The 20,636-nt window shown below is 39.3% G+C and carries 21 protein-coding genes and 1 other annotated feature; of the genes, 3 read left to right on the forward strand and 18 right to left on the reverse strand.

From position 1 onward, the window contains the following. The 12 genes from phaZ to AKA01nite_RS05110 form a co-directional block, all read right to left on the reverse strand. Window positions 1-897, reverse strand: a complete 897-nt coding sequence (gene phaZ, locus AKA01nite_RS05055) for an intracellular short-chain-length polyhydroxyalkanoate depolymerase (RefSeq protein WP_146924232.1) — start codon at window positions 895-897, stop codon at window positions 1-3. Beyond that, entirely contained in the window at window positions 897-1,622 is a 726-nt protein-coding gene (locus AKA01nite_RS05060) for an SDR family oxidoreductase (protein ID WP_146924233.1), read from the reverse strand. Before AKA01nite_RS05060 ends, phaZ begins: the two co-directional genes overlap by 1 nt. A 355-nt stretch (window positions 1,623-1,977) precedes the next feature. Beyond that, on the reverse strand, window positions 1,978-2,796 hold the full coding sequence (locus tag AKA01nite_RS05065; protein ID WP_146924234.1) for a MetQ/NlpA family ABC transporter substrate-binding protein: 819 nt from the start codon (window positions 2,794-2,796) through the stop codon (window positions 1,978-1,980). A 24-nt stretch (window positions 2,797-2,820) separates the two neighbouring features. After that, window positions 2,821-3,525 carry a methionine ABC transporter permease gene (locus AKA01nite_RS05070; RefSeq protein WP_146924235.1) on the reverse strand — a complete coding sequence of 235 codons (705 nt, stop codon included), beginning with the start codon at window positions 3,523-3,525 and terminating at the stop codon, window positions 2,821-2,823. Then, window positions 3,515-4,549 carry a methionine ABC transporter ATP-binding protein gene (locus AKA01nite_RS05075; protein WP_146924236.1) on the reverse strand — a complete coding sequence of 345 codons (1,035 nt, stop codon included), beginning with the start codon at window positions 4,547-4,549 and terminating at the stop codon, window positions 3,515-3,517. The genes AKA01nite_RS05070 and AKA01nite_RS05075 overlap by 11 nt, the downstream gene beginning before the upstream one ends. Window positions 4,550-4,601: 52 nt before the next feature. Continuing rightward, window positions 4,602-4,869: a binding site (T-box leader), on the reverse strand. A 64-nt stretch (window positions 4,870-4,933) separates the two neighbouring features. Further along, a complete protein-coding gene (locus AKA01nite_RS05080; RefSeq protein ID WP_281282440.1) occupies window positions 4,934-5,584 on the reverse strand; it encodes a copper homeostasis protein CutC in 651 nt (216 codons plus the stop codon). 4 nt (window positions 5,585-5,588) lie between these two features. Further along, window positions 5,589-6,938, reverse strand: coding sequence for an APC family permease (locus tag AKA01nite_RS05085; RefSeq protein WP_186805103.1), 1,350 nt, complete (start codon window positions 6,936-6,938; stop codon window positions 5,589-5,591). A 252-nt stretch (window positions 6,939-7,190) separates the two neighbouring features. Then, the gene (locus tag AKA01nite_RS05090) at window positions 7,191-8,207 is read right to left on the reverse strand and encodes a metallophosphoesterase family protein (RefSeq protein ID WP_222592486.1); all 1,017 of its coding nucleotides are present in this window, start codon (window positions 8,205-8,207) and stop codon (window positions 7,191-7,193) included. A 99-nt stretch (window positions 8,208-8,306) separates the two neighbouring features. Then, the gene (locus AKA01nite_RS05095; RefSeq protein ID WP_146924238.1) at window positions 8,307-9,026 is read right to left on the reverse strand and encodes a CBS domain-containing protein; all 720 of its coding nucleotides are present in this window, start codon (window positions 9,024-9,026) and stop codon (window positions 8,307-8,309) included. Between the two features lie 167 nt (window positions 9,027-9,193). Further along, a complete protein-coding gene (locus AKA01nite_RS05100) occupies window positions 9,194-9,640 on the reverse strand; it encodes a hypothetical protein (RefSeq protein WP_146924239.1) in 447 nt (148 codons plus the stop codon). Between the two features lie 173 nt (window positions 9,641-9,813). Next, window positions 9,814-10,173, reverse strand: coding sequence for a thioesterase family protein (locus AKA01nite_RS05105; RefSeq protein ID WP_146924240.1), 360 nt, complete (start codon window positions 10,171-10,173; stop codon window positions 9,814-9,816). Window positions 10,174-10,248: 75 nt separating this feature from the next. Continuing rightward, window positions 10,249-10,515, reverse strand: a complete 267-nt coding sequence (locus tag AKA01nite_RS05110; protein ID WP_146924241.1) for a hypothetical protein — start codon at window positions 10,513-10,515, stop codon at window positions 10,249-10,251. A gap of 865 nt (window positions 10,516-11,380) precedes the next feature. Here AKA01nite_RS05110 and AKA01nite_RS05115 point away from each other — a divergent pair. Both AKA01nite_RS05115 and AKA01nite_RS05120 read left to right on the forward strand, forming a co-directional pair. Further along, window positions 11,381-11,920 (forward strand): DUF2975 domain-containing protein, encoded by a 540-nt coding sequence (locus AKA01nite_RS05115; RefSeq protein ID WP_146924242.1) that lies wholly within the window; start codon window positions 11,381-11,383, stop codon window positions 11,918-11,920. Between the two features lie 16 nt (window positions 11,921-11,936). Beyond that, a complete protein-coding gene (locus tag AKA01nite_RS05120; protein WP_146924243.1) occupies window positions 11,937-12,146 on the forward strand; it encodes a helix-turn-helix domain-containing protein in 210 nt (69 codons plus the stop codon). Between the two features lie 139 nt (window positions 12,147-12,285). Here the strand turns inward: AKA01nite_RS05120 and AKA01nite_RS05125 are convergent, their stop codons facing one another. The 5 genes from AKA01nite_RS05125 to AKA01nite_RS05145 all read right to left on the reverse strand — a co-directional run bounded on the left by AKA01nite_RS05125 (window position 12,286) and on the right by AKA01nite_RS05145 (window position 18,243). Next, complete coding sequence (locus AKA01nite_RS05125) at window positions 12,286-13,077, reverse strand: MBL fold metallo-hydrolase (protein ID WP_146924244.1); 792 nt, start codon at window positions 13,075-13,077, stop codon at window positions 12,286-12,288. A gap of 301 nt (window positions 13,078-13,378) precedes the next feature. Next, window positions 13,379-16,117 carry a YfhO family protein gene (locus AKA01nite_RS05130; RefSeq protein ID WP_146924245.1) on the reverse strand — a complete coding sequence of 913 codons (2,739 nt, stop codon included), beginning with the start codon at window positions 16,115-16,117 and terminating at the stop codon, window positions 13,379-13,381. After that, complete coding sequence (locus AKA01nite_RS05135) at window positions 16,104-16,526, reverse strand: GtrA family protein (protein ID WP_186805104.1); 423 nt, start codon at window positions 16,524-16,526, stop codon at window positions 16,104-16,106. The genes AKA01nite_RS05130 and AKA01nite_RS05135 overlap by 14 nt, the downstream gene beginning before the upstream one ends. 1 nt (window position 16,527) lies before the next feature. Further along, window positions 16,528-17,496, reverse strand: coding sequence for a glycosyltransferase family 2 protein (locus tag AKA01nite_RS05140; RefSeq protein ID WP_146924246.1), 969 nt, complete (start codon window positions 17,494-17,496; stop codon window positions 16,528-16,530). 183 nt (window positions 17,497-17,679) lie between these two features. Next, a complete protein-coding gene (locus tag AKA01nite_RS05145) occupies window positions 17,680-18,243 on the reverse strand; it encodes an NADPH-dependent FMN reductase (protein WP_146924247.1) in 564 nt (187 codons plus the stop codon). Window positions 18,244-18,424: 181 nt separating this feature from the next. Between AKA01nite_RS05145 and AKA01nite_RS05150 the strand changes: the two genes are divergently transcribed. Then, window positions 18,425-18,982 (forward strand): TetR family transcriptional regulator, encoded by a 558-nt coding sequence (locus tag AKA01nite_RS05150; RefSeq protein WP_186805105.1) that lies wholly within the window; start codon window positions 18,425-18,427, stop codon window positions 18,980-18,982. Between the two features lie 237 nt (window positions 18,983-19,219). Here the strand turns inward: AKA01nite_RS05150 and AKA01nite_RS05155 are convergent. Continuing rightward, window positions 19,220-20,636, reverse strand: a 1,417-nt coding sequence (locus AKA01nite_RS05155; protein WP_246116994.1) for a sodium/glutamate symporter, incomplete at its 5' end; no start/stop codon positions are given.

Consider the following 20,636-nt stretch of genomic DNA (forward strand, 5'->3'; position numbering starts at 1 on the left):
TTAGTTTTCCAATTCATTCTCGATCAGCCGTGAGAGCTGTTCAATGTCATCTGTTATGATCGAATGGCCGGCTTCTTTTACAATATGAAGTTCCGCCTGATCACCAAATAATCTCTTGGTTTCTTTGGCTTCACCCACAGGAACGATCATGTCTTTTTCCCCATGAATAACGATGATCGGTGCTTTGATCTGATCGATCAAGCCGTTTCCTTCTACAACGCCATTATGTTCATGCGTAATATTGAATTGAGTGAGCGCCACATCTACATCCACTAAATTTCTCTGTTTCATAACAGCATCTATAAACTGAGCATAATCTTCCTCTTCGGGCTGATTCAAATTGTAGATCGTGGAATTCCATATTTGTTTTATCAGATCTTTATTGCCTGTTTCATAAGCTTGTAAAACTGGTAGTACTTGAACAGGATCCTTGACTATATCTTCTCTTTTATATATACGTTCTGACAGTATGGGTTGGAAATCTGGTCCTTTTTTGTACATTTTGAAACCTTTCAGACCAACAGAATTAAGTAGGAAAACTTGCCGGATCCTGTCCGGTAAAGCCGCTGCTGCCTCTAGGGCGATGCCTCCTCCTGTAGACCAGCCAATAACCGTTAAATCAGATAACTCCAGCGTTGTAATAAATGACTGCACATCCTCGCTGAAATCTCTGAGGGTGTTCAGCGTACGGTTATACGTGCTGTCGCCGAAGCCAACAAGATCCAGAGCAAAAACATTGTAATTTTTTTCAAGCCTTTCCATTAATGGCTGAAAATGAACCGAAGAGCTCATATTGCCATGGAGTAAAAGAACGATCGGCCCGGGTGTTTCTGTTGTTCTGTAAGCGAGTGTTTCCCCTGTACTCACATCGATCGTTTTGACTTCATAATTTTTCATTATAGTCTCATTCCTCCATCGACACTGATCAGCTGTCCCGTTATGTAAGAGGACATGTCACTTGCAAGGAACAAAGCAGCGTTTGCAATTTCTTCAGGCTGCCCTAAACGGTTGAGCATAGTCATTTTCGCAAATTTATCGAGAAGATCATCAGGAACAGTCTTTAATATGTCAGTCATGGTGTATCCAGGTGCGATTGTATTGACCCTTACATCTGCTCCTTTCATAGCAAATTCTTTAGCCCATGTTTTTGCCAGTGAAACGACCGCGCCTTTAGTCGCTGCGTAGTTTGCCTGGCCTATATTCCCGTATGTGCCTACAACTGAAGAAATATTGATGATCGAACCCCTGCCCTGTTCTGCCATGTGCGGTCCAACATAACGAGTCAGATTAAAGACGCCATTCAAGTTAACATCTATCACTGCGTCCCACTGGTCATCGGACATTTTTCGGGTTAATGCATCTTTTGTAATGCCGGCATTGTTGACCAGAATATCAATTTTTCCGAACTTCTCTATGATGTGATCAAAGACCTCTTTAGACTCTTGTTTGTCTGTGACATTTAAAGGCATATAAGTGACATTAGTTTTTTCATAGGTCATGTCGCCCATATCCAGAGCGATGACTTCTGCGCCTTCATCGGAAAAAAGCTGACACATTGCTCCTCCAAGTCCCCTTGCTCCACCTGTTACTACGGCTACTTTCCCTTTCAATAAATCTGTCATTAGAATCGGCTCCTTTGTGAATTTATTTTTTCTAAAATAGTGAATAGACATTCACGTGAATAACTATTCATGTTTACACCCATACTTTATACGTTTGGGAAAGCGTTGTCAATAAAGAACTGATAACGCTTTCACTTTTTATCATATTTTAATGTTTATCCTTTCCAAAACAGAAAAAAAGCCTATTAAATTAGGCTTCTTTTATTGATTAAATCATTTACTTTACATTGTTTTTTATTTTTTAACCTTATTTTAATAGTGAAGTCAGTCACTAGATTTCGACTTGCTTTTTTACTTGCCAGGTAATGGATAATATAAAAATCATTCTGTTTAAACGCTACCGCTTGTGAACATTTTATCCATCGACAGGTATAACGGCTCCGTCCCACTTTTCCATTATAAAGTTCTGTGTTTCTTCTGAGTGTAACAGTTCAATCAGTTTTTTGATCTTTTCATTTTCTTTATCTTCAGAGCGAACGGCCACGATATTCGCATAAGGCGAAGAAGAACTCTCCAGTGCAATAGAGTCTTCTACTGGATTTAAACCATTATCTACAGCAAAGTTTGAGTTTATAAAGAAAACGTCTCCTTCATCTTCGGAAAAAAGTGTTGGCAGGAGTGCCGGATCATATTCATATTCGAACTGGAGATTCAATTCATTTTCGACGATATCATCAAAACCTGCGTCTTTTAAATCGACTGTTTCATCTACTTTGATCAGTTCTGCCTCTGACAAGATACTCAGCACACGTCCGTGGTCGGAGACACTGTTGCTTGCAAAGATAGTGGCGCCTTCTTCAAGTTCACTTAAATCACTGTGACGTTTGGAATAAGCTCCTAAAGGTTCCAGGTGAATACCTCCTGCATTAGTGAATGCGTAGTCGTTTTCTGCCACCTGCGTTTCAAAATATGGAATATGCTGAAAATAATTCGCATCTAAATCTCCGTCAGCCAGAGCCATATTGGGGATCACATAATCATTATACGTTTCGATTTCAAGGTTTATCCCTTCTTCTTCAAGCAGCGGCTTTACAAATTCCAGGATTTCAGCATGCGGGACATTGGAAGCGCCAATAGTCAGCGTTTGTGAGTCCTGAGACTCATCTGCACCATTTCCACAAGCAGCTAAAAGTAACGTACTGCCTAACATAAATAGTCCTTTGATCTTTTTCATTTCTTCTACTCCTTTTAATTGTATTTAACGTTTATCTATTTTTCTAACTCCTGTATCGCCAATAAATTGAATGGTAAATACGATGATAAGGATGATAACTGTAGATATCAGTGTAACGGCAGGTCGACTACGCTGAAATCCCTCAAGGTATGCTAAATTTCCCAAGCCGCCTGCGCCAATGACCCCGGCCATTGCTGTATAACCGACCAGTGAAATAGCAGTGACGGTAATCCCCGAAATGATATTCGGAAGACTTTCTGGAATGTAGACTTTTGTTATGACCTCCCATTTTGAAGCACCCATCGATTCAGCTGCTTCAACCACCCCTCTATCGACTTCTCTGAACCCTGACTCGACGAGCCGAGCGTAAAAAGGAGCCGCAGAAAAAATGAGGGCGGGCAGCCCGGCTTCGGGTCCAGTGATTTTTCCCAGCAACGTTTTAGTAAAAGGTATCAACAAAACAATGAGAATGATAAAAGGGATCGAACGGAAAATATTAACTAAAAAAGCAACGACCTTGTACAAAATAAGAGCTCCGACTGAGTCATTTTTTTGTGTTTCATAAAGAAGTAGACCGAGCAGCAGTCCTAGGAAAAAGACAGACGCTACTGATAGACTCGTCATATAAAGAGTTTCCTTGGTTGCTTCCCACACTTTGATCCAGGAAACAGTAGAAAAATCGAAATAATCGGAAAAAACGCTCCCCAGTACTGGTAATTTACTTGGCATTTAAAAGCACCTCCACTTCCACTGGGTAACTTCTGAATAATTCCAACGCTTTCTGCCGCTTCTCCCGCGCCCCTAAAACTTGAACGACGAGTGTTCCAACAGATACTTCGTGAGTGGATTGAATACTTCCTTGAATGATATTGATATCCACTCCTGTCTCTCGACTTACTTCTGTAATGATCGGTAAGTTGACGCTGGATCCTTGAAACAAGATCTGCACCATATCTCCTTCTGGATATAATACTTGCAGTTCCTCCATTGCTTCCTGCATTTCCTTTTTATCCATTTTTCTGTCCTGTTTTACAAACCGTTTGGTCACCATGTGCTTGGGCTGTTTGAAAACGTCTAAAACAGGTCCTTCTTCTACGATTTCACCCGAATCCATGACAGCGACCCGATGACATATTTTTCTGACAACTTCCATTTCATGCGTAATCAGAATAATCGTGACATTCAATTCTTTATTGATTTTTTCGAGAAGTTTAAGGACTTCATCTGTCGTTTGCGGGTCCAGCGCACTCGTTGCTTCGTCGCTTAAAAGCACTTTCGGATCATTTGCCAAAGCTCGGGCTATTCCGACCCGTTGTTTTTCTCCACCGCTGAGTTGAGAGGGATAAGCATTTTCTTTATCGCTTAAGCCGACCAGTTCGATCAGTTCTTTTGCTTTTTTTATTCGCTTTTCTTTAGTTACATTAGCTATTTCCAGTGGGAACATGATATTTTCTAAAACTGTACGGCTCCATAAAAGATTAAAGTGCTGAAAAATCATGCCGATAGATTGACGTTCTTTTCGGATCGCTCGCTTGCTCAAATCCGATAATTCCTTGTTGTCGATTGTTACCGTCCCCTGTGAGGGTAGTTCAAGACCATTGATCAATCTGAGCAAAGTACTTTTTCCTGCTCCTGAATACCCTACAAAACCAAATATTTCTCCTTTTTTAATCGTTAAGTCAATCGTTTTAAGTGCTTCAAAACGTCCTTTTTTATTCTCATAGGTTTTTTTGATCCCTTCTAAAACAATCATACTGATCACTCCTTTTATATATAAAAAAAGCCCTTTTCAAGTCATATGACTCAAAAAGGGCGTCTAATCGGTTAAATTTAGCGCGGTTCCACCTTTATTCGTTGTTTTATTACAAAACAACCTCTGCCAGTACTTAAAAGTTTAAAACTTTTGCATACCGTGGCACTGTATCGGGTGCAACCGGAAATAGCTTATGAAACATCCACTCACCATTTCAGCTCAAAGACCATTTTCCAAATCGTCCGTTATGCTTCCTTTCACCAAACAGAAGCTCTCTAGGATAACGTTCTAATCTGTACTTATCTTGTCAACACATATCATTTATATTCAATTATGCTTATTGATAAGAAGGTTAACAGACTAGCATGTTGTCTGTCAATACTTTTATTTCAAGTTATCAGGAAACGGAAGGATTTTGGTTCCATGAAACTGGTTCGCTTTAATTTCTGCTTTTATTTCGTTCAGATCTTCATGAGTGATTCCTCCGCCAGGTAACAGTTCGATCTGGGACTGAGCCTTTTCGATCAGTGCATTGATCTGCTTTTTGTTTTCCAGAGCTGTGCCTGATTTTCCTCCACGAGTTAAAATCCGTGTACACCCCTTTTCGATCAGCCAGTCCAGCTCCTGCATCTGTTTTTCAGCAGGAATAAAATCAAAAGCCATATGGAAGACACTTTCTTTTGATCCGGCAATTGCGATCAGTTTTTCAGTAATCGGTCTGTCAATAGCTCCCTCTTCTGTGAGACAGCCAAAGACGATACCATCCGCATTCAGTTCAATGGCCTGTTTTGCCTCTTTTAACATTTGTTCTTTTTCTGCTTGATCATATACAAAGGAGCCGCCGCGGGGTCTTATCATAACAACAACAGAAACACCATGCTGGTGAGCATATCTAACGGTCTCTTTGATCATGTCAAGCGAGGGGGTGGTCCCTCCCACATCCAGCTCATCGCACAATTCAATACGATCAGCACCCAATTCAATGGCTTCGGGTACTCGTGTAAAATTTTCTGCACAGAACTCTTTTTTTATCACAAACTCATCTCCTCATGGTTTTCTTTCTAACGCCATAAAGGTAGCCCATCAGACAGACACTACCGGAAAACAACAGGAACACTGGACTATAAAGAGGGTTAGAAATCACCCCTCCAAGCAGAATAATGATCGAACCTATTATACCTAGAATCGGAGCAACCGTCCCTAGGAATGTACTCTTAATATGTCCCGTTCTTTTAAGCCCGATCACTTTAACATACAGGATAATATAAGCCACATAACTGAAAACAATGGCTATTTCACTAATGTCCCCTCCAGCCAGAATATTGAATTTTTGTGTTAAAAAGTGGATGATCAGCCAAAAAACAGTGATCAGATACGCCGTTAATGCTGAATAAGGAGATAACCCCCTTTTATCATTAATTTTTATTATCTTATCACTAAAAGGGACCATGTGCTTAGAAGCCAAGGTTTGTGGCAAACGTATGAAACCAAGTGACACACCATTAACGACTCCTAAAATAGCAATCAACACGAAAACGAATAATATTTTTTCACCACTGGCGCCAAGAACAGAGTTACCGACCTGACTGATTGCCTGATCTCCGGCAGACAATATGTATTCTGTTCCAACTACCGCTATCATACCAAGGAAAAAGGCCAGATACACGCTCAAAACGAGTAAAGGTCCGATCGTCAAAGCAATTGGCATTGTTTTACGATGGTTTTTCACTTCCTGCGTGATAGAGGTCGAAACGATCCATCCGTCAAACGAAAAAGCGATGGGTGCCAGTGCCGCCAATAAGCCCCAGCCGACCACACTTGATTCAACCACTACAACATCCTGTGGTAAAGACGGCACCTCTTTAGTCCAAAATAACCCGATCAGAGCGACGCCCAGCAGTGGGATCATTTTTACAACTGTGGTAAGGTTTTGAAACGCTCCGCCTAATTTATATGATAAATAATTCATCAAAAAGAAAAAACTTAAGTATAAAAAGCCTAAGAGCGTCTGAAGTTCCAGCGCTGAGGGTAGATTCAAAAGAGAAATCGTATATATTCCTGAAACCCAACTAACTACAGCTGTTATCGTTGGAAAATAAACCAGCATCTGAAACCAGCCAAAGGCACTTGCAAAACGGGAAGAAACAAATTCTTCATAGTAGGAAATAACTCCCCCTTGTTTTGTCGACCGACTAGCCAGCTGGGACAGTGTAATGCTGCCGAATATGACACAAAATGCACCGATCGCAAAAACCAGAACGCCCAGCCATACACTTCCACCTGTAGATTTTAAAATGTCATCGGATTTAAAAAATATACCTGATCCAATGCTTATCCCCACGATCATAGATACCGCGGTACTTAATCCATAGTGTTCCTTCTGTTGCAATTCCATTCCCTCCTTGTTGGAAGCATTTATATCTTCTAACTATATCAAATATATTGGATAATACAAAGGAGAGATTCACTTTTTTATTCAGTAGCTTTCTAAGTAGCTTTCTAATATTCAGAAATATTTATAAAACAGAAAAAGACTCCTTTATGCCTTTTTAAAAATTTCAGGCTCAGGGAAGTCTTTCTGCAGTTGGCTCGTGTTTTTTAGATCAGATGAAAGAACAGTTATTATCTATTATCACTGTCATCAGTGTTCTCCATTGATTTTATCTTGACTCATTTTCTCTTCTCTAAATGCAGCACGTTCTTCGCGTTTTTCTTTCGATTGCTGTTTTTTACGCAAAGCGAGGTATTCCACAACCTTTTGCGGCTTTCTTGTGTCAAAGGCTTCGATCGGTTCGGGTCCTCTCATTGTTTCTCTCTTGATGTACAATAGTCCCGTGTCATTGACATATGTTTTCCAGCGTACCAGTCGTATCATTCCCTCTGCCAGCTCAATGGCCGTGATACTTGCTGGATAGACACCGCAGCCGGTATTGAAATAAGGGATCGATTTATTTTTTGGAAATTTGAACCGATGGGTGTGCCCGCATAATAACGGCCGCTGATGCTTAACGATCCACTTACTATAGTTGCGTTCGATTTTATGACGTCTATTGATGTTTTTAGACGGACTGGCCGGATTTTTTATTCCAAAGCGATGAAAGAAACGCCAGAAAAATTTTATGGACAGCATCGTGAAAAACCAGAACTGGTCATTCGGCGCATCTCCCTGATGGCCATGAATAGTGAATAGCTCTTGACTTGTATAGCGATGTTTGAGAATAATTGCTTCTTTAGGTTTCAATCCCTTAAGAAAATCAAAATATTCTTCTGTGTATTTATCATAGTTTATACTGAAATTCTTTTTTACGAACCTCTGATTCTGAAGATAAATATCGTGGTTCCCAAAAATCCGTATGTAACGGTCCTTGTCAAAGAACTTCTTGATGAGAGCGTAGACATCTGTATGGGCATTTTTTATATGTTCAAAATTGGAGTATTCTAAAAATTCTTCTCCATCGCCGACTTCAATAAAGGTGTAGTTATTCTCATAGTATTCATTCAAAGCATGAACAAATATATTTCGGTTCTTTAAAAATTCATCAGATAAACTTCCGTCTCCACGGTGCGCATCACTCATAAATACGATACGGGAATTGTCATCAAAATACACGGTTTCAGCTTTTTTATAGGCTTCGGTTAATCGCCGGTCAGTAAACATACCGGATCCTCCTCTCACATTGGTGTATAAGTCAGCCCACTCCAGTCACTTGACTAAATGGGCCGAATCGTACGCATTGCTTGTTTATGTTTGTTTCGTTTATTTGTTGGCTATGATTTTTGGCAGATCCCACGGTGTGATGATCCCAATAAGATCAGTCCGCTTGTTTATTTTCTCTCCCTTTGCGACAAGCAGGACATAAGTCGTTCGCCCTTCTTTGATGCGTTTCGAAAATATTTCTTCGATGTCAAATACGGATGTATCTTCAGAAATCGTTTCATAAAATTCCTGTTCGTCTTCCACTTCCAGTATTTGTCTGACTGTCGCTTTTTTTATGGCATTGAGATCTTTATCCATTGCCTTTGCCAGGTATTTGGTCACACCGATCGAAGATAGTATTCCTTCCAGCTGATTGCCGTCAAACACTGGAAATTGAGTGTAGCGGACTTGATTGATCACATCTAGTACATCTTCCAGTGGATCGTTTATATCAAAGGTGCGCACCTTTTTTAAGAACAGATCTTTTGCTCGCTTGCTGTATTTTATTTTTTCGGTGACCATTTTTATTTCTTTTATCAAAGAATTACTGGGTTCTGCAGCTGCCTCATCCCCGTTTATTGTATTATGTGTCAGTAAATTTCTCAGTTCCCGGTAAAAGTCGATCTCGTCTACATATTTTTCTATGACTTTATCTCTTTTTTTTGCAGCGGCACCCATTAATTCACCAAAATTGGTATCGGGATCACGGTTTACTTTTTTTGCAATGACATTGTGTAATTCATTGAATGCATGCATAAAGCGCTGATAGTTGCTTCCCATCTTTGATCATCCTTCTCATTAGTTTGTTGAATTTTTCTACTTGATCATGTAATGATTTTAGATATTAATTAAGTATTTTAAGTATACCATTATGATGAGTATAGTTTTAATAATTGGATCTTCTGATGAAAAAACTCCGGAAATTTTTCATTCCGAAGTTTTTTCATTTACTTATCAGTTAATTTTCTTATAGGGCGACCCTCGGAGTCAAAGGTGTACTGCAGTAGTTTCTGTCCATCGTTCATCGCCAGCATTAATCTGTCACGGTAAGGTTCAGCAAGTTCTTCATATAAATAAGCTTCTTCATGCAGATCATATTTTTCTCTGATCGATCTCACTTCATTTTTATTTCGTAATTTGACGTTTGATTTAGGCAACGGTTTATCTGTTTTGCGTTTTTCTACACGGTAAAAGTAATGGTCATCATTGTAAATGATTTCCAGGGCTCCTGTATTGGTCCGGTTATATTCAGCATCGGGATAGTCTTCTTTATGCAGTTCCCACCAAGCCTTGATTCCGTTTACTGCTTCCTCTTCACTTTTATAACTTCCATGTTCCTTCTTTACGCCGGTTAACCGGTTCTGCCAATAATTTGTGTAGACCGTCTGTTCCATTCGCTTCACTCCTTTATTGAAAACAACTTTAGCGCACCTCGTATTGAAACGTTTTCATTATTCAGTCGACCTTTTCTATTTCTTTTTACTTTAACTTTATGACGAGTCGTTCCTTTTCTTCACGCGTGTTTGATTCAGATCTATTTATGTTTGTCATTCTTTATTGTTTTACTTTACTTTTTCATGAATTCTTCTTTATCAACAATCATTCTTTTATGTGTTGCTTTGCCTATAAGCTTTTCATCAACGTAGGCTTTGATTTCATAGGTGTATTCTTTACCGCTTTTATCTGTTTGCTTAGCTTCAACAGATACGACTTTATTGACGGCAGTTGGGGCTAAATGATTAACGTTGATTAAAACACCCACTGATGTATCTGTTTCATTCAGTTCTTCTGAGATCAAATCCATTGCTGTGTTTTCCATGTATGCGATCATATGAGGCGTAGATAAAACAGGCACACTTCCAGAACCCACTGCTTCTGCTGTTTCAGATTCTTTCACTGTAAATATCTTTTCATACGTATTGAACATTTCCATCCCTCCACTTTACTCTCTTATAATCTAATGATACCCAATAACTTCTGTTTTGCAAAATGGGACACTCTATTATTTTTTCTTAAAGAAAGAAAGAAGTTGTCTGATTACAAGTGTCAGCAGCGTGAAAGTAAAACCTACAAATCCTATATTCAAGAGAAGACTCCCCAATGGGTAGTGAATAGCTCTGTCTTTCTGAATATTTCTCAGCTCTTTTGGGGAAAGGCTCTCAACGTCTTGAACTGGATCAAGATTAGTCCAAAGTACAAATCCGACAATCATCACTACCACACTGATTATTACCCCGATGATCAACCACTTTGTCGTTTTATCTTTCATACATTCCTCCTCTATAAATGCTGCAGTTATTGAATAACCTTATCAGTAAATTAGGCCGATATCCTGACCCAAGTATAGCACATTTCAATTCTGATTTTTAAAACTCAGTTATCTAGTATGTGTACATATGTGTATTCTGATTTTCTTTGATTAGAAGTTAGCGCATGGCGCTAACTTTCATTATTAAATCTTTGTCTGCGTTTAGTGATTGGGTGCCTTATTCGGTTCGATTTTGTGCTTGCAGACACGCGTTTGGCGTTTGCGTGACCTATTGTAGGGTAGTTACTTCTAAAAGGGCACGTATCTGGCGCTTGCGTGACCTTTTCCAGGGTGATAGCTTACTAAAAGGCACGCATTTGGCGTTTGCCTGACCTTTACTTGGATGATTACTTCTAAAAGGGCACGCATTTGACGTTTGCGTGACCTTTTATGTTGGGATAGCTCTCAAAAGGGCACGCATTTGACGTTTGCGTTACCTTTTCTCGAGATCTACTTCCAAAAGGGCACGTATTTGACGTTTGCGTTACCTTTTATGTTGGGATAGCTCTCAAAAGGGCACGCATTTGATGTTTGCGTGACCTTTACTCGAGAGTTTACTTCTAAAAGAGCACTTATTTGACGTTTGCGTGACTTTTACTCGAGAGTTTACTTCTAAAAGGGCACGTATTTAACATTTGCGTGACTTTTACTCGAGAGTTTACTTCCAAAAGGGCACGTATTTGCCAAAGTAATTCGATAATATAAATCGTTCAATATATTGACTTATAAATATCTTTTTAAATTATCGATAAACGATAATAAATTATTGTTTTTTATATAAATTACACGTATACTTAATTTAAATAAATAAACAGGAGTGATTCATATGAATATTAACCAGTTTAAAAAAGTCAGTCGCTTTACTTCAGTCATTTTGAAAATTGCAGCTATTTGGTTTGGCTTATCTGTAGCAACCCTGTTCTTTTCTTACTTCTTTACCTCAAGGGACGTATGGTTTAATTTCCCCAGTCCGGATTTTACGATACTAAACGGTATAAGGGGAGCTACAACTAACGAGTTGTTTCCCCTCAAGCAGGCTGCATCATTCGTTGTTCCCTTAATTGTTATTGTTAACTGCTATGTTTTATGGAAAGGCAGTCAGTTATTTAAATATCTGGCTGACGGACACTCTCCTTTTTCTGTAGCCTTTTCCCAATCAGTTAAAAAATTAGGCCTGATTCTCATCGTTTCGGATATTCTTTTTCCACTCATATACTCTCTGCTGGTGACTATCATGATGGAAAGTGGTTACTATTACATCGTAGGCGTGGGGGCTTCTTTCTTGATTGGTCTCATTTTATATGCAGCAGCTGAAATTTTCAATTACGCCATCAACTTGCAGCAGTTTGCTGACGATACAGTTTAAAGAAAGGACGATTTAAATGCCTATCGTTGTAAGACTTGATCGAGTCATGGCGGATAGAAAAATCATGCTCAAGGATTTAGCCGATAAAGTTGGTATTTCCAACGTTAATTTATCCAAGCTGAAAACCGGAAAAGCCGTCGCTGTTCGCTTTTCAACTTTGGAAGCGATTTGTGAGGCACTGGATTGTCAGCCTGGAGACATTCTGGAATATGTTAAAGAGATCTAATTCATTTTCATCCAAATAGAGCATCTACTGAAAAAGCCTCACTGGACCAGTTGTATTTTCTAATTCAATGAGGCGTTTTCTTTTTATTAAAAATTTTACGGGTTCATAAACTTTAGTATTTTAAACAAATAGCCCTTATTCATTCGTCCAAATACTTGTAGTTCTGATAGTGGTTATCCTTCATCCCTTCAAAAAATTGATACTTTTTTCTCAAGTCTCTTTCCAATGTTTGGTCATGTTTTTTTAATCTTTTCAAGTAATCTTTGGAAAAAGAAATGCGGTTGCGCATTTCATCTTTTCTATCGGTTACACTTCCATGTCCCGGCACGTGGACATTTACTGTGTAATTGTCTAATATCCATTCGGCCCTACTAAGGGTAGTTTCGTAATCTTTGAAACTGCTTGTGATAAAAGGAAATTCGACATCAGACAGATAGTCGCCTGAGAGAAATATCCCAAAAGGTTCAACAAGTATGAATAATCCATCTGCTGTATGGCCTGGCGCATTAAAAAAAGTCAAAGTCATACTAGTTAAATTAATACTTTCTCCATCAGCGTTGATCACTCTATCAACAGTGGGATAAGTTACGTCATAGTCACGTTCAATATAGTATTCCTGATCAAAGGCAGCCACTTCATTTAAAATTTCCTGTTTATTTGAATTCAACTGAAAGTTTTTTGAAGCAATTACTGTCGCATTAGAAAAAGCACCTGAACCTATGATGTGGTCGAAGTCACTGTGCGTGTAGATAATGTAAAGCTGACGATTCTTTTTGACTTCGTCTATATACTCTTTTATTTCATTGATTTCATGAGGCAGCCACGTCGGATCTGTTAAGATAATGGATTCTTCGCCTATAATAACAGCTGACGTTGTTTGAAACAGCGCACTTTGAAAGACAGTGAGATTATTTTTTTGGAAATGTATCATTCAACCGCTCCTTTCTTTGGTTAATATGTTATATCATATGTCACATCACAGCTTAAATACCTTAGAAAGTTTACCTTAAGCAGTAACCCTTTTCAAAGTTAAACTTCTTAAACTAGTATGTTTTCTTCAGAAGTTACTCCCAATCTATGAGAAACTTCTTAAGCAAACATATTTTCTTCAGTAGTTTCTCCCAATTCAACAAAACTTATGAAGCAAATGTGTTTCCTTCATAAGTAACATCTGTTATCGACATAACTCCTTAGCTTAAAAAGATACCCCCGCTAAAGTCGTTATCCAGCCATCACTTGTGTTTTTTCAACGGCTTTATACGGAGAAAAATGGCCAATGCCACCCCGATTAACGAAAGGACCATGCCCTGTTTCAGATAAGGAGTGTCATATGTCAGCCGAATGCTGTTTTCTCCTTCATCCAGTGTCAATCCTACAAACCCTTTGTTTACTTTCAAGACATCTTGATCGTTCCCATTGACACTTGCAGTCCAACCTTTTGAATAAGGAATAGAAGTAACTAATATTTCATTCTCGTCCACCGTCACAGATCCTTCCACTTGGTCATCTGCAAAGGATTCTATATCAAGTGCGTGCGCCCTTTTCTCAGCAGCGAGTCGTGCATCCACTTCTTTATTTACTGGTAAGGCATAGATAGTGATATCCTGTAACTGGTACACCCCCGGCTGATCTACTGAAACCTGGATTTCACTTACTGGTTCTTCTTCTGAAACGTCCCCCATATTAAACAGCATGTGTTCACGGTGAAAGTAGGAACTGAAACTGGTTTTGTCAGACTGATAAATGCTTTTTGCTTTTCGTCCATCATCAACGGTCAGACGGTAATGTGTCGATTGACGGAGAAAGGGCCTTGGCGATAAAGGTTGGTAATCCAGACCCGAAAAGCGAAGATATAGTTCCGCTTCATAAAGTGCCTTCGGATTTTTTAAACGAAGTGTGAACCTTTGATCTGCTTCGTCTACACGGAACGTGTCTTTAGATAACGCAACAGGATTCCCTTCACTGCTGAATATATCAAACGCCAGCTCTTTTACTGATGGTTCATCAGACGCTTTATCAAGGGAAAGCTCTTCGTGGACAGCGTCTTTTAGTACAACATTTTTAGACAAAACCGCTTCTCTTTTTACGGCATTCATTTTCATGAACTCTGTATCAGAAAGTGCGTGATCAATAGTATAGGCAAAAGGATAAGCATCTTGTGTTTCCGCTAATATAAATCGTTCATTTTCGTCGTCATTGATCGTTTGATTTATAACGTAACCAAAAGGAAGGTAAGGTTCATTATCCGCGTGGGTAATGATGGACTTCACACCTAAGAGGTGATTAGCTATACGCCGGTCGTCTATGCCATTCCTTAAAGGCTGAATGATTTGAAAACCACCCGTTTCGATAGCCCTGGCGAAATCTGCCACAGAGCCATTCGTCAGCGACAAGTAAGAATTAACTCCCATCAGGTTCAAGTATAAAAACTGATTTTTCACGTGATTGTCTTTTGAAGTAACCCCTACACGATAAGGCTCGTTACTTATTTCCTGTAAATATTCTTCCTTACCTCCTAAAACATCGCCATACCGCTTTTCTGCTTCACCATAGTCGAGGTTTCCTGACATGGCATTCATTCCCAGTGGTGAATAATAGTAGACGGCATTTCCTGTCATATTCAACATAACAAGGATAATGACCAGCCAGCTTTCCTTTTTATAGGATAGCCTTTTTTGCAGGGGCCGTTTAAAATAAAACCATAAACCCCAGCCTATAACAAGAGGAAAAAACATATAAAAAGCATTTTTTTCATCAAACAGAAAATATCCAAAAAAAGATAGACCTGTAAAACTGATCAGCAATCGTTTCATTCTTTTTAAGTCAACTGTTGTTAAGTCTTTCCTGGCATCTATAAAATAAGCCAGTGCAAGTGAGAAAATAAATGGAAGAACAAATGTAAAGCGGTTATACGGGCCTGAGAGACCATTCATCACCGATCCCAAAAACGGAATCATTAAAATGACCAGCAAGATTATAGCCATCCAGCGAATATAACCGTAACGTCGTTTCTTCCAAATAAAAACCATACCGAAAAGTGACAAAATCGGAAAGCCGCCAATCACCCAAAAGTAACTGCCGGGTGTCAGTGTATGTATAATTAATGATATATAATACTCCACCGTGTAAAAATAAGGATTGAACGCTACGCCGCCTGCTTGACGGGAAGAGTTCAGAAAGCCATAAACCATCGGCAAAAAAAGCACTGCAGACATCAATAATCCAACGATGTAAGCATATGTCGTCTTCAAAAATATCTTGAATAAAGTTTTCCACTTCCAGTCAGGATTAAGATAAAAAAATCTGATCAGGGCATAGAGAAAAGCCAGCAGAGTCAATTTATAAAAGAAATAAAAGTTACTTAACGCACTGATCATGACAGCCAGGATAAATAAACCGCTGGACTTATTTTTTAAAAGTCTTTCAATACCTAAGCATAAAAGCGGGTACCAAATCAACGGCAGTAAAAAGAAAGGATGACGGGTGACATTGAAAATAACAAAATGTGTAAAGGCATACGCAATAGCGGCAGCTAAACCAGCATGGTGTGAGATTCTCTGACTTCCAAGAAAAAAAAGAAAACTGATACCGATCGCCCAGATTCGGAGCAGAATAAGCAGATGATAGCCCAGTTCCATCAAATGACTCGGAAAAAGCAAGCCCAGATAGACAAAAGGATCACCAATGACATAGTAACCGTAAGAATAAAGAACGTCGGCACCCAAACCGATATGCCAGTCCCATAAAGTCACCGTGCCTTCGCTCACCCACGTTCTGATTTTAGTGATGTAATCTAAAAATAATTGATAGTGCTGTGTGAACCCGTCATTTTCCCAAATGAAAGAAGTCTGTGTATAGATAAAATAACTATAAATCAAGCCTGTCATAACTAGAAAAAGTCCTGTATAAACTAGATACGTTCGTGTAGAAATAAGCTTTTCATCAACTGTCAGTTTTTCATTCGCTCTCATACGGTTCACTCTTTCTAAACACTATAAATTTACTTAACACATAATTGATGATTATGATGATCAGTCCTGTCAATACTTTAGCAACACTAGTGTTTAAATCAGCCAATCCGACTAATACCCACATACTTAACATGTCAAAGAGACCCGATCCTAAACGAAAGCCGGTAAATAAAATAAATTCTCGAACGACGGCTTTAACCGTCGCGGTAACTGATTTAAATACGTACATTTTATTCAATAGAAAGGCAAATAAAATGGCAGCAAGGATCGATACGGCGTTGGCTATTAAATATGAGAATGAAAAAACAGTATTTAAAAGATAAAACACGCCGAAGTTAACCAGGGTCGTTAGTCCTCCTACAATCAGGTAGGCTATTTTTTCCTGATGTTCGATGTACAGCTTTTTCATTTCAATGAACCTCACTGTGTTTGTCAATACTGTGTTGTCCGCTATGTTTGGATTTTTCTTTAACAAAATAAGGTGGACGATTCTTTGTCTCAATAAACACGCGGCCTAAATATTCTCCAATCACTCCCAGAGAAATAAGCTGAATGCCTCCCAGAAATAAGATACCCGCTAATAAGGTTGGATAACCTGCTGCGTCAGTCCCCCATAGAAGTGTTTTAGCCACTTCGATGATCAAAAATAAAAACGAGAAAAAGGATATGATGAAACCAATGTAAGACCAGATTTTAAGCGGTATCGTACTATAAGAGGTAATACCGTCCATGGCAAGTGTAAACAACTTTGTGAATTTCCACTTTGTCGTCCCCGCTGCACGTTTATCCGCAATATAAGTCAATTCTTTCTTTTTAAAACCGATCCATCCATACATCCCTTTTGTATAACGGGCGCTTTCCCGTAATTCACGCAGTGCGTTCACACATTTTTTATCAAGTAGACGAAAGTCGCCAGCAGCGGGATAAATTTTTTCACTGGTCATCTTTTGAACAATTTTATAGTACATATCGGAGAACCATTTTTTTACTGTGCCTTCTCCTTCATTATCCAAACGTACAGCATACACATCATCATAGCCCTCTTCCCACCATTTAACCATTTGAGAAATCATTTCAGGTGGCTGCTGCAGATCGCCGTCGATTACAATCACCGCATCCCCTTTGGCATGATCAAACCCCGCCAGCATGGCCACTTCTTTTCCAAAATTTCTGGATAAATCCACATAAGCAACTCTCGCATCTTTTTTGCACAAATCTTTGATTCTTTCAAGCGACATATCGACACTGCCATCGTTGATAAATAAAAATTCAAAGTTATAATCAGACAGCGTTTTGCTCATATCATCCAAACGGCGAATCAGCTGAGGCAGGACTTCTGCTTCATTGTATATGGGAATCACTATTGATATTGTTTTCATATTCATCCTCCCAAATGATCTGACTGCTCTATTCATTAAATTAATTGTATCACGTTGGTTTTGAAAATGCTTTTTTTATGCAACTGCTGGTATGAATCTTTCGGATTTTACTTTTTATTTGTCATTAAAAAAGACCGAACAGTAAAGCTCTGTTCAGTCTTTTACTCTTTTTTAAATTGCTTGTTACGCACGTACAGATTTCAGCGCATTACTCCAGGCAGCTGTTGTTTCAAGCAAGGCTTGAATCGTTGGATTGTGAACATCTGATGGACGGAATGTCGCCATCTCTTCAAAATCGGTAAATAAGCTGAAGGCACCAGCTGGTCCTACTGTTGCCACATTGAAATTGGATAAAATATGACGCAAGCTTAACTGCGCGGCAATGCCTAGCGTGGAGCCATAAGTGACGATCCCGGCTGCTTTATTTCCCCATTCTGACCCCAGATAATCAAAAGCGTTCTTTAAAGAGGGTGTAATAGTATTGTTGTATTCAGGTGTAATAAAGATAAAGCCATCAAGTTCATCGACTTTTTTAGACCAGCGTGACTGCTCGGAATTTTCATAACTTTTATTTGCCATTGCCGGTGGCACTGTTTCGTTAAATAACGGTAAGTCATATTCTTTGATATCTACGATTTCAAACTCCGCAGTTTCAACATCTTTAGATTTTTCTAAAATATATTCCGCTACTTGTCTGCTCACACGTGCATCCCGTGTACTACCTATAATGATTCCAATATTTACCATAATAAAACTCCTCCTGTAAACTATATTCTTTTAAACTAACTTTTAGTAAGTTTTCTACTTTGTTTATTATAGTGCATCTTGACTAAAACTGAAACCAACAGTATAGTAAAAGTGTTGTTTAAGTTACACTTTATTATTATCGTTGATTTACTTATCCTTTTTACGGAGGCAGATGGATATCATGCAGACAAAGACAGACCCACGTGTATTGCGCACACGGAAATTAATCACCGAGGCATTTATCAATATTTTCCAGACTAAATCATTTTCGGAAATATCCGTAAAAGATATCACCACAGAAGCAATGATCAATCGTGCCACCTTCTACAACCACTTTCTTGATAAGTATGACTTATTGGAAAAAGTAGTTGAAGAGAAACTGCATTTGAATTTAGGCTGTGACAAACAGAAAACAAGCATGTCTATTGAACAAACCATTGAAACGGTTTTTCTGTCTTTGACTCGTTTTGAGACTTCAGTGCCAAGCATTTCAGGACAAGAAGAAAAAGACGCAATCGATGCGATCATAAAGCTTGAATTAGTTAATATCTTTAGAACAAAGCTCATTGAGACCAATCCCTTAACTGAACAAAGTTTGCTGGATAAACTGGCCAATTGGCTGACTTTCACTGTGCGGGGGATCAGTCTGGACTGGAAAGATTCTGATGGGAATGAAACTGCCGGAGAGTTTATCAAACCTTTGCTCCCCTTTATCATGTGTGGGATCGAAACTCTTTGACTAAATGAAACACTGGGATTTTTCTATCTTGGTGTTTTTATTTGTATCATAACTTTTTACTGTAAAGCCGTCATTCAATAGATTGAAATAGATTTAAAGTGCCTTGATACCGGGTTGATCGTAATAATCCACTTATCCACTGATAAACCCGTTTCTTTTTTCATCAGCGGGATTTTGCTTATCTTGGGCACTGTTATTCAAGATGGATACTTCCACTTTTTTAATTGATTATAGCTGTTATTTCTGAGGTCTAAATTTAACTAATCCAAAAATCAGAAAGGCTAAGGTCACCACAGTAGTAATGACCAGGAATGTCACTGGACCAAACTGATATATCAGTGGAAGTGACGCTGATGTGACAAGTCCTCCTCCAACGAAAGGTTCAAACATGATTTGCTTGTAGCCAAACCCTTCCAAAGCCGGTGTTTTGTTATCCGGGTCTGCTATTTTCATCAGGAGCAAGCCCGTTGCCGCCATACCTGTTGCCTGACCAAAGTCACCCAGACCTCTTTCGAACCAGTGGTCAGGTATCATTCGAGGACCAAGGTATAAGAAAGCAAATAAATTCCAAAGGATCCCCACCAGAGAGATCAGCAGGAACGGAATAATATTGTCTCCGATAACGTCGAGCGATAAAGTAGCCAGCGCAGACACCAGTAAAATATCAAGCGCAAAGCCAGATATCATGCTGACTAAATTCGGATCGATGTAATTCCGTAAATTTAATTTGCCAAAAATCATCTGCACAACGATTCCTCCGATCATGGCAAGCGGGAAAAGTGGTAAGTAGGTAAAAAGGTAGACTCCTGTCCAGGCTCCCCACGTATAGGCTTCAAGTATGATCAAGGCCTGCTGGAAAATATATCCGAATAAAATCGCGACAGCAATCAAGGATAGATGAAAAGCCAGCGGTTCGATGGCTTTAGGCTGCTTTACTTCCTGTTCGATCTCATAACCATAAGATTCTGTTATCTTTTCTCTTTCTTTTTCAGTAAACTGGGGTCTTTCCTCCTGCGGTTTTGCATATCCCCTGCGAAATCCTATATTGATAATCGCTATTCCAGAAATGACACCGCCGAAAATACCCATCGTCGCTAATCCTAAAGCAAGATCAGCTCCTTCTGCGAATCCGAGCGTCGCAAAAGTACCTGACAAACCAGCGGCAGTTCCGTGACCACCGACAAAGGCGATCTCGATCAAAGCACCGGTCAGTGGATCCATATTAAAAACCGGCGTCAGGACAACCAGTGTCAACAGTAGCCCAACTACGTATTGTCCCCAGGCGACAGTGTGCCCCATCACGATTTGAGGCCCCGAGTTGTTCCAGATTTTCTTAAGACTTGGAACAGGTTTAGCCAAAAGCAGCGCTGCAAAAATAACATTGATGAACAGCCCGGACAAAGGCCGCCATACTTCCAGTATAAACTCTGGAATCAGTCCGTTGTAAAAAATTGACGACTCATTTAAAAACTGAGAGGTGAAGCGTCCAAGAGCGTCCGGTCCAAGAGCCAGGGCCAAAAAACCTCCGATGATCGAGCTTGGTAAAAAGAGATTCTGCAGCCATTTTGTTCGTGTCCTTATGAACTTACCTGCCAGTAGAAATACGCCGATCATTAAAAAACTGAAACCTATCTCGTTTGGTGTCATATAATAA

This window comes from Alkalibacterium kapii, assembly GCF_007988865.1.
Classification (GTDB): domain Bacteria; phylum Bacillota; class Bacilli; order Lactobacillales; family Carnobacteriaceae_A; genus Alkalibacterium; species Alkalibacterium kapii.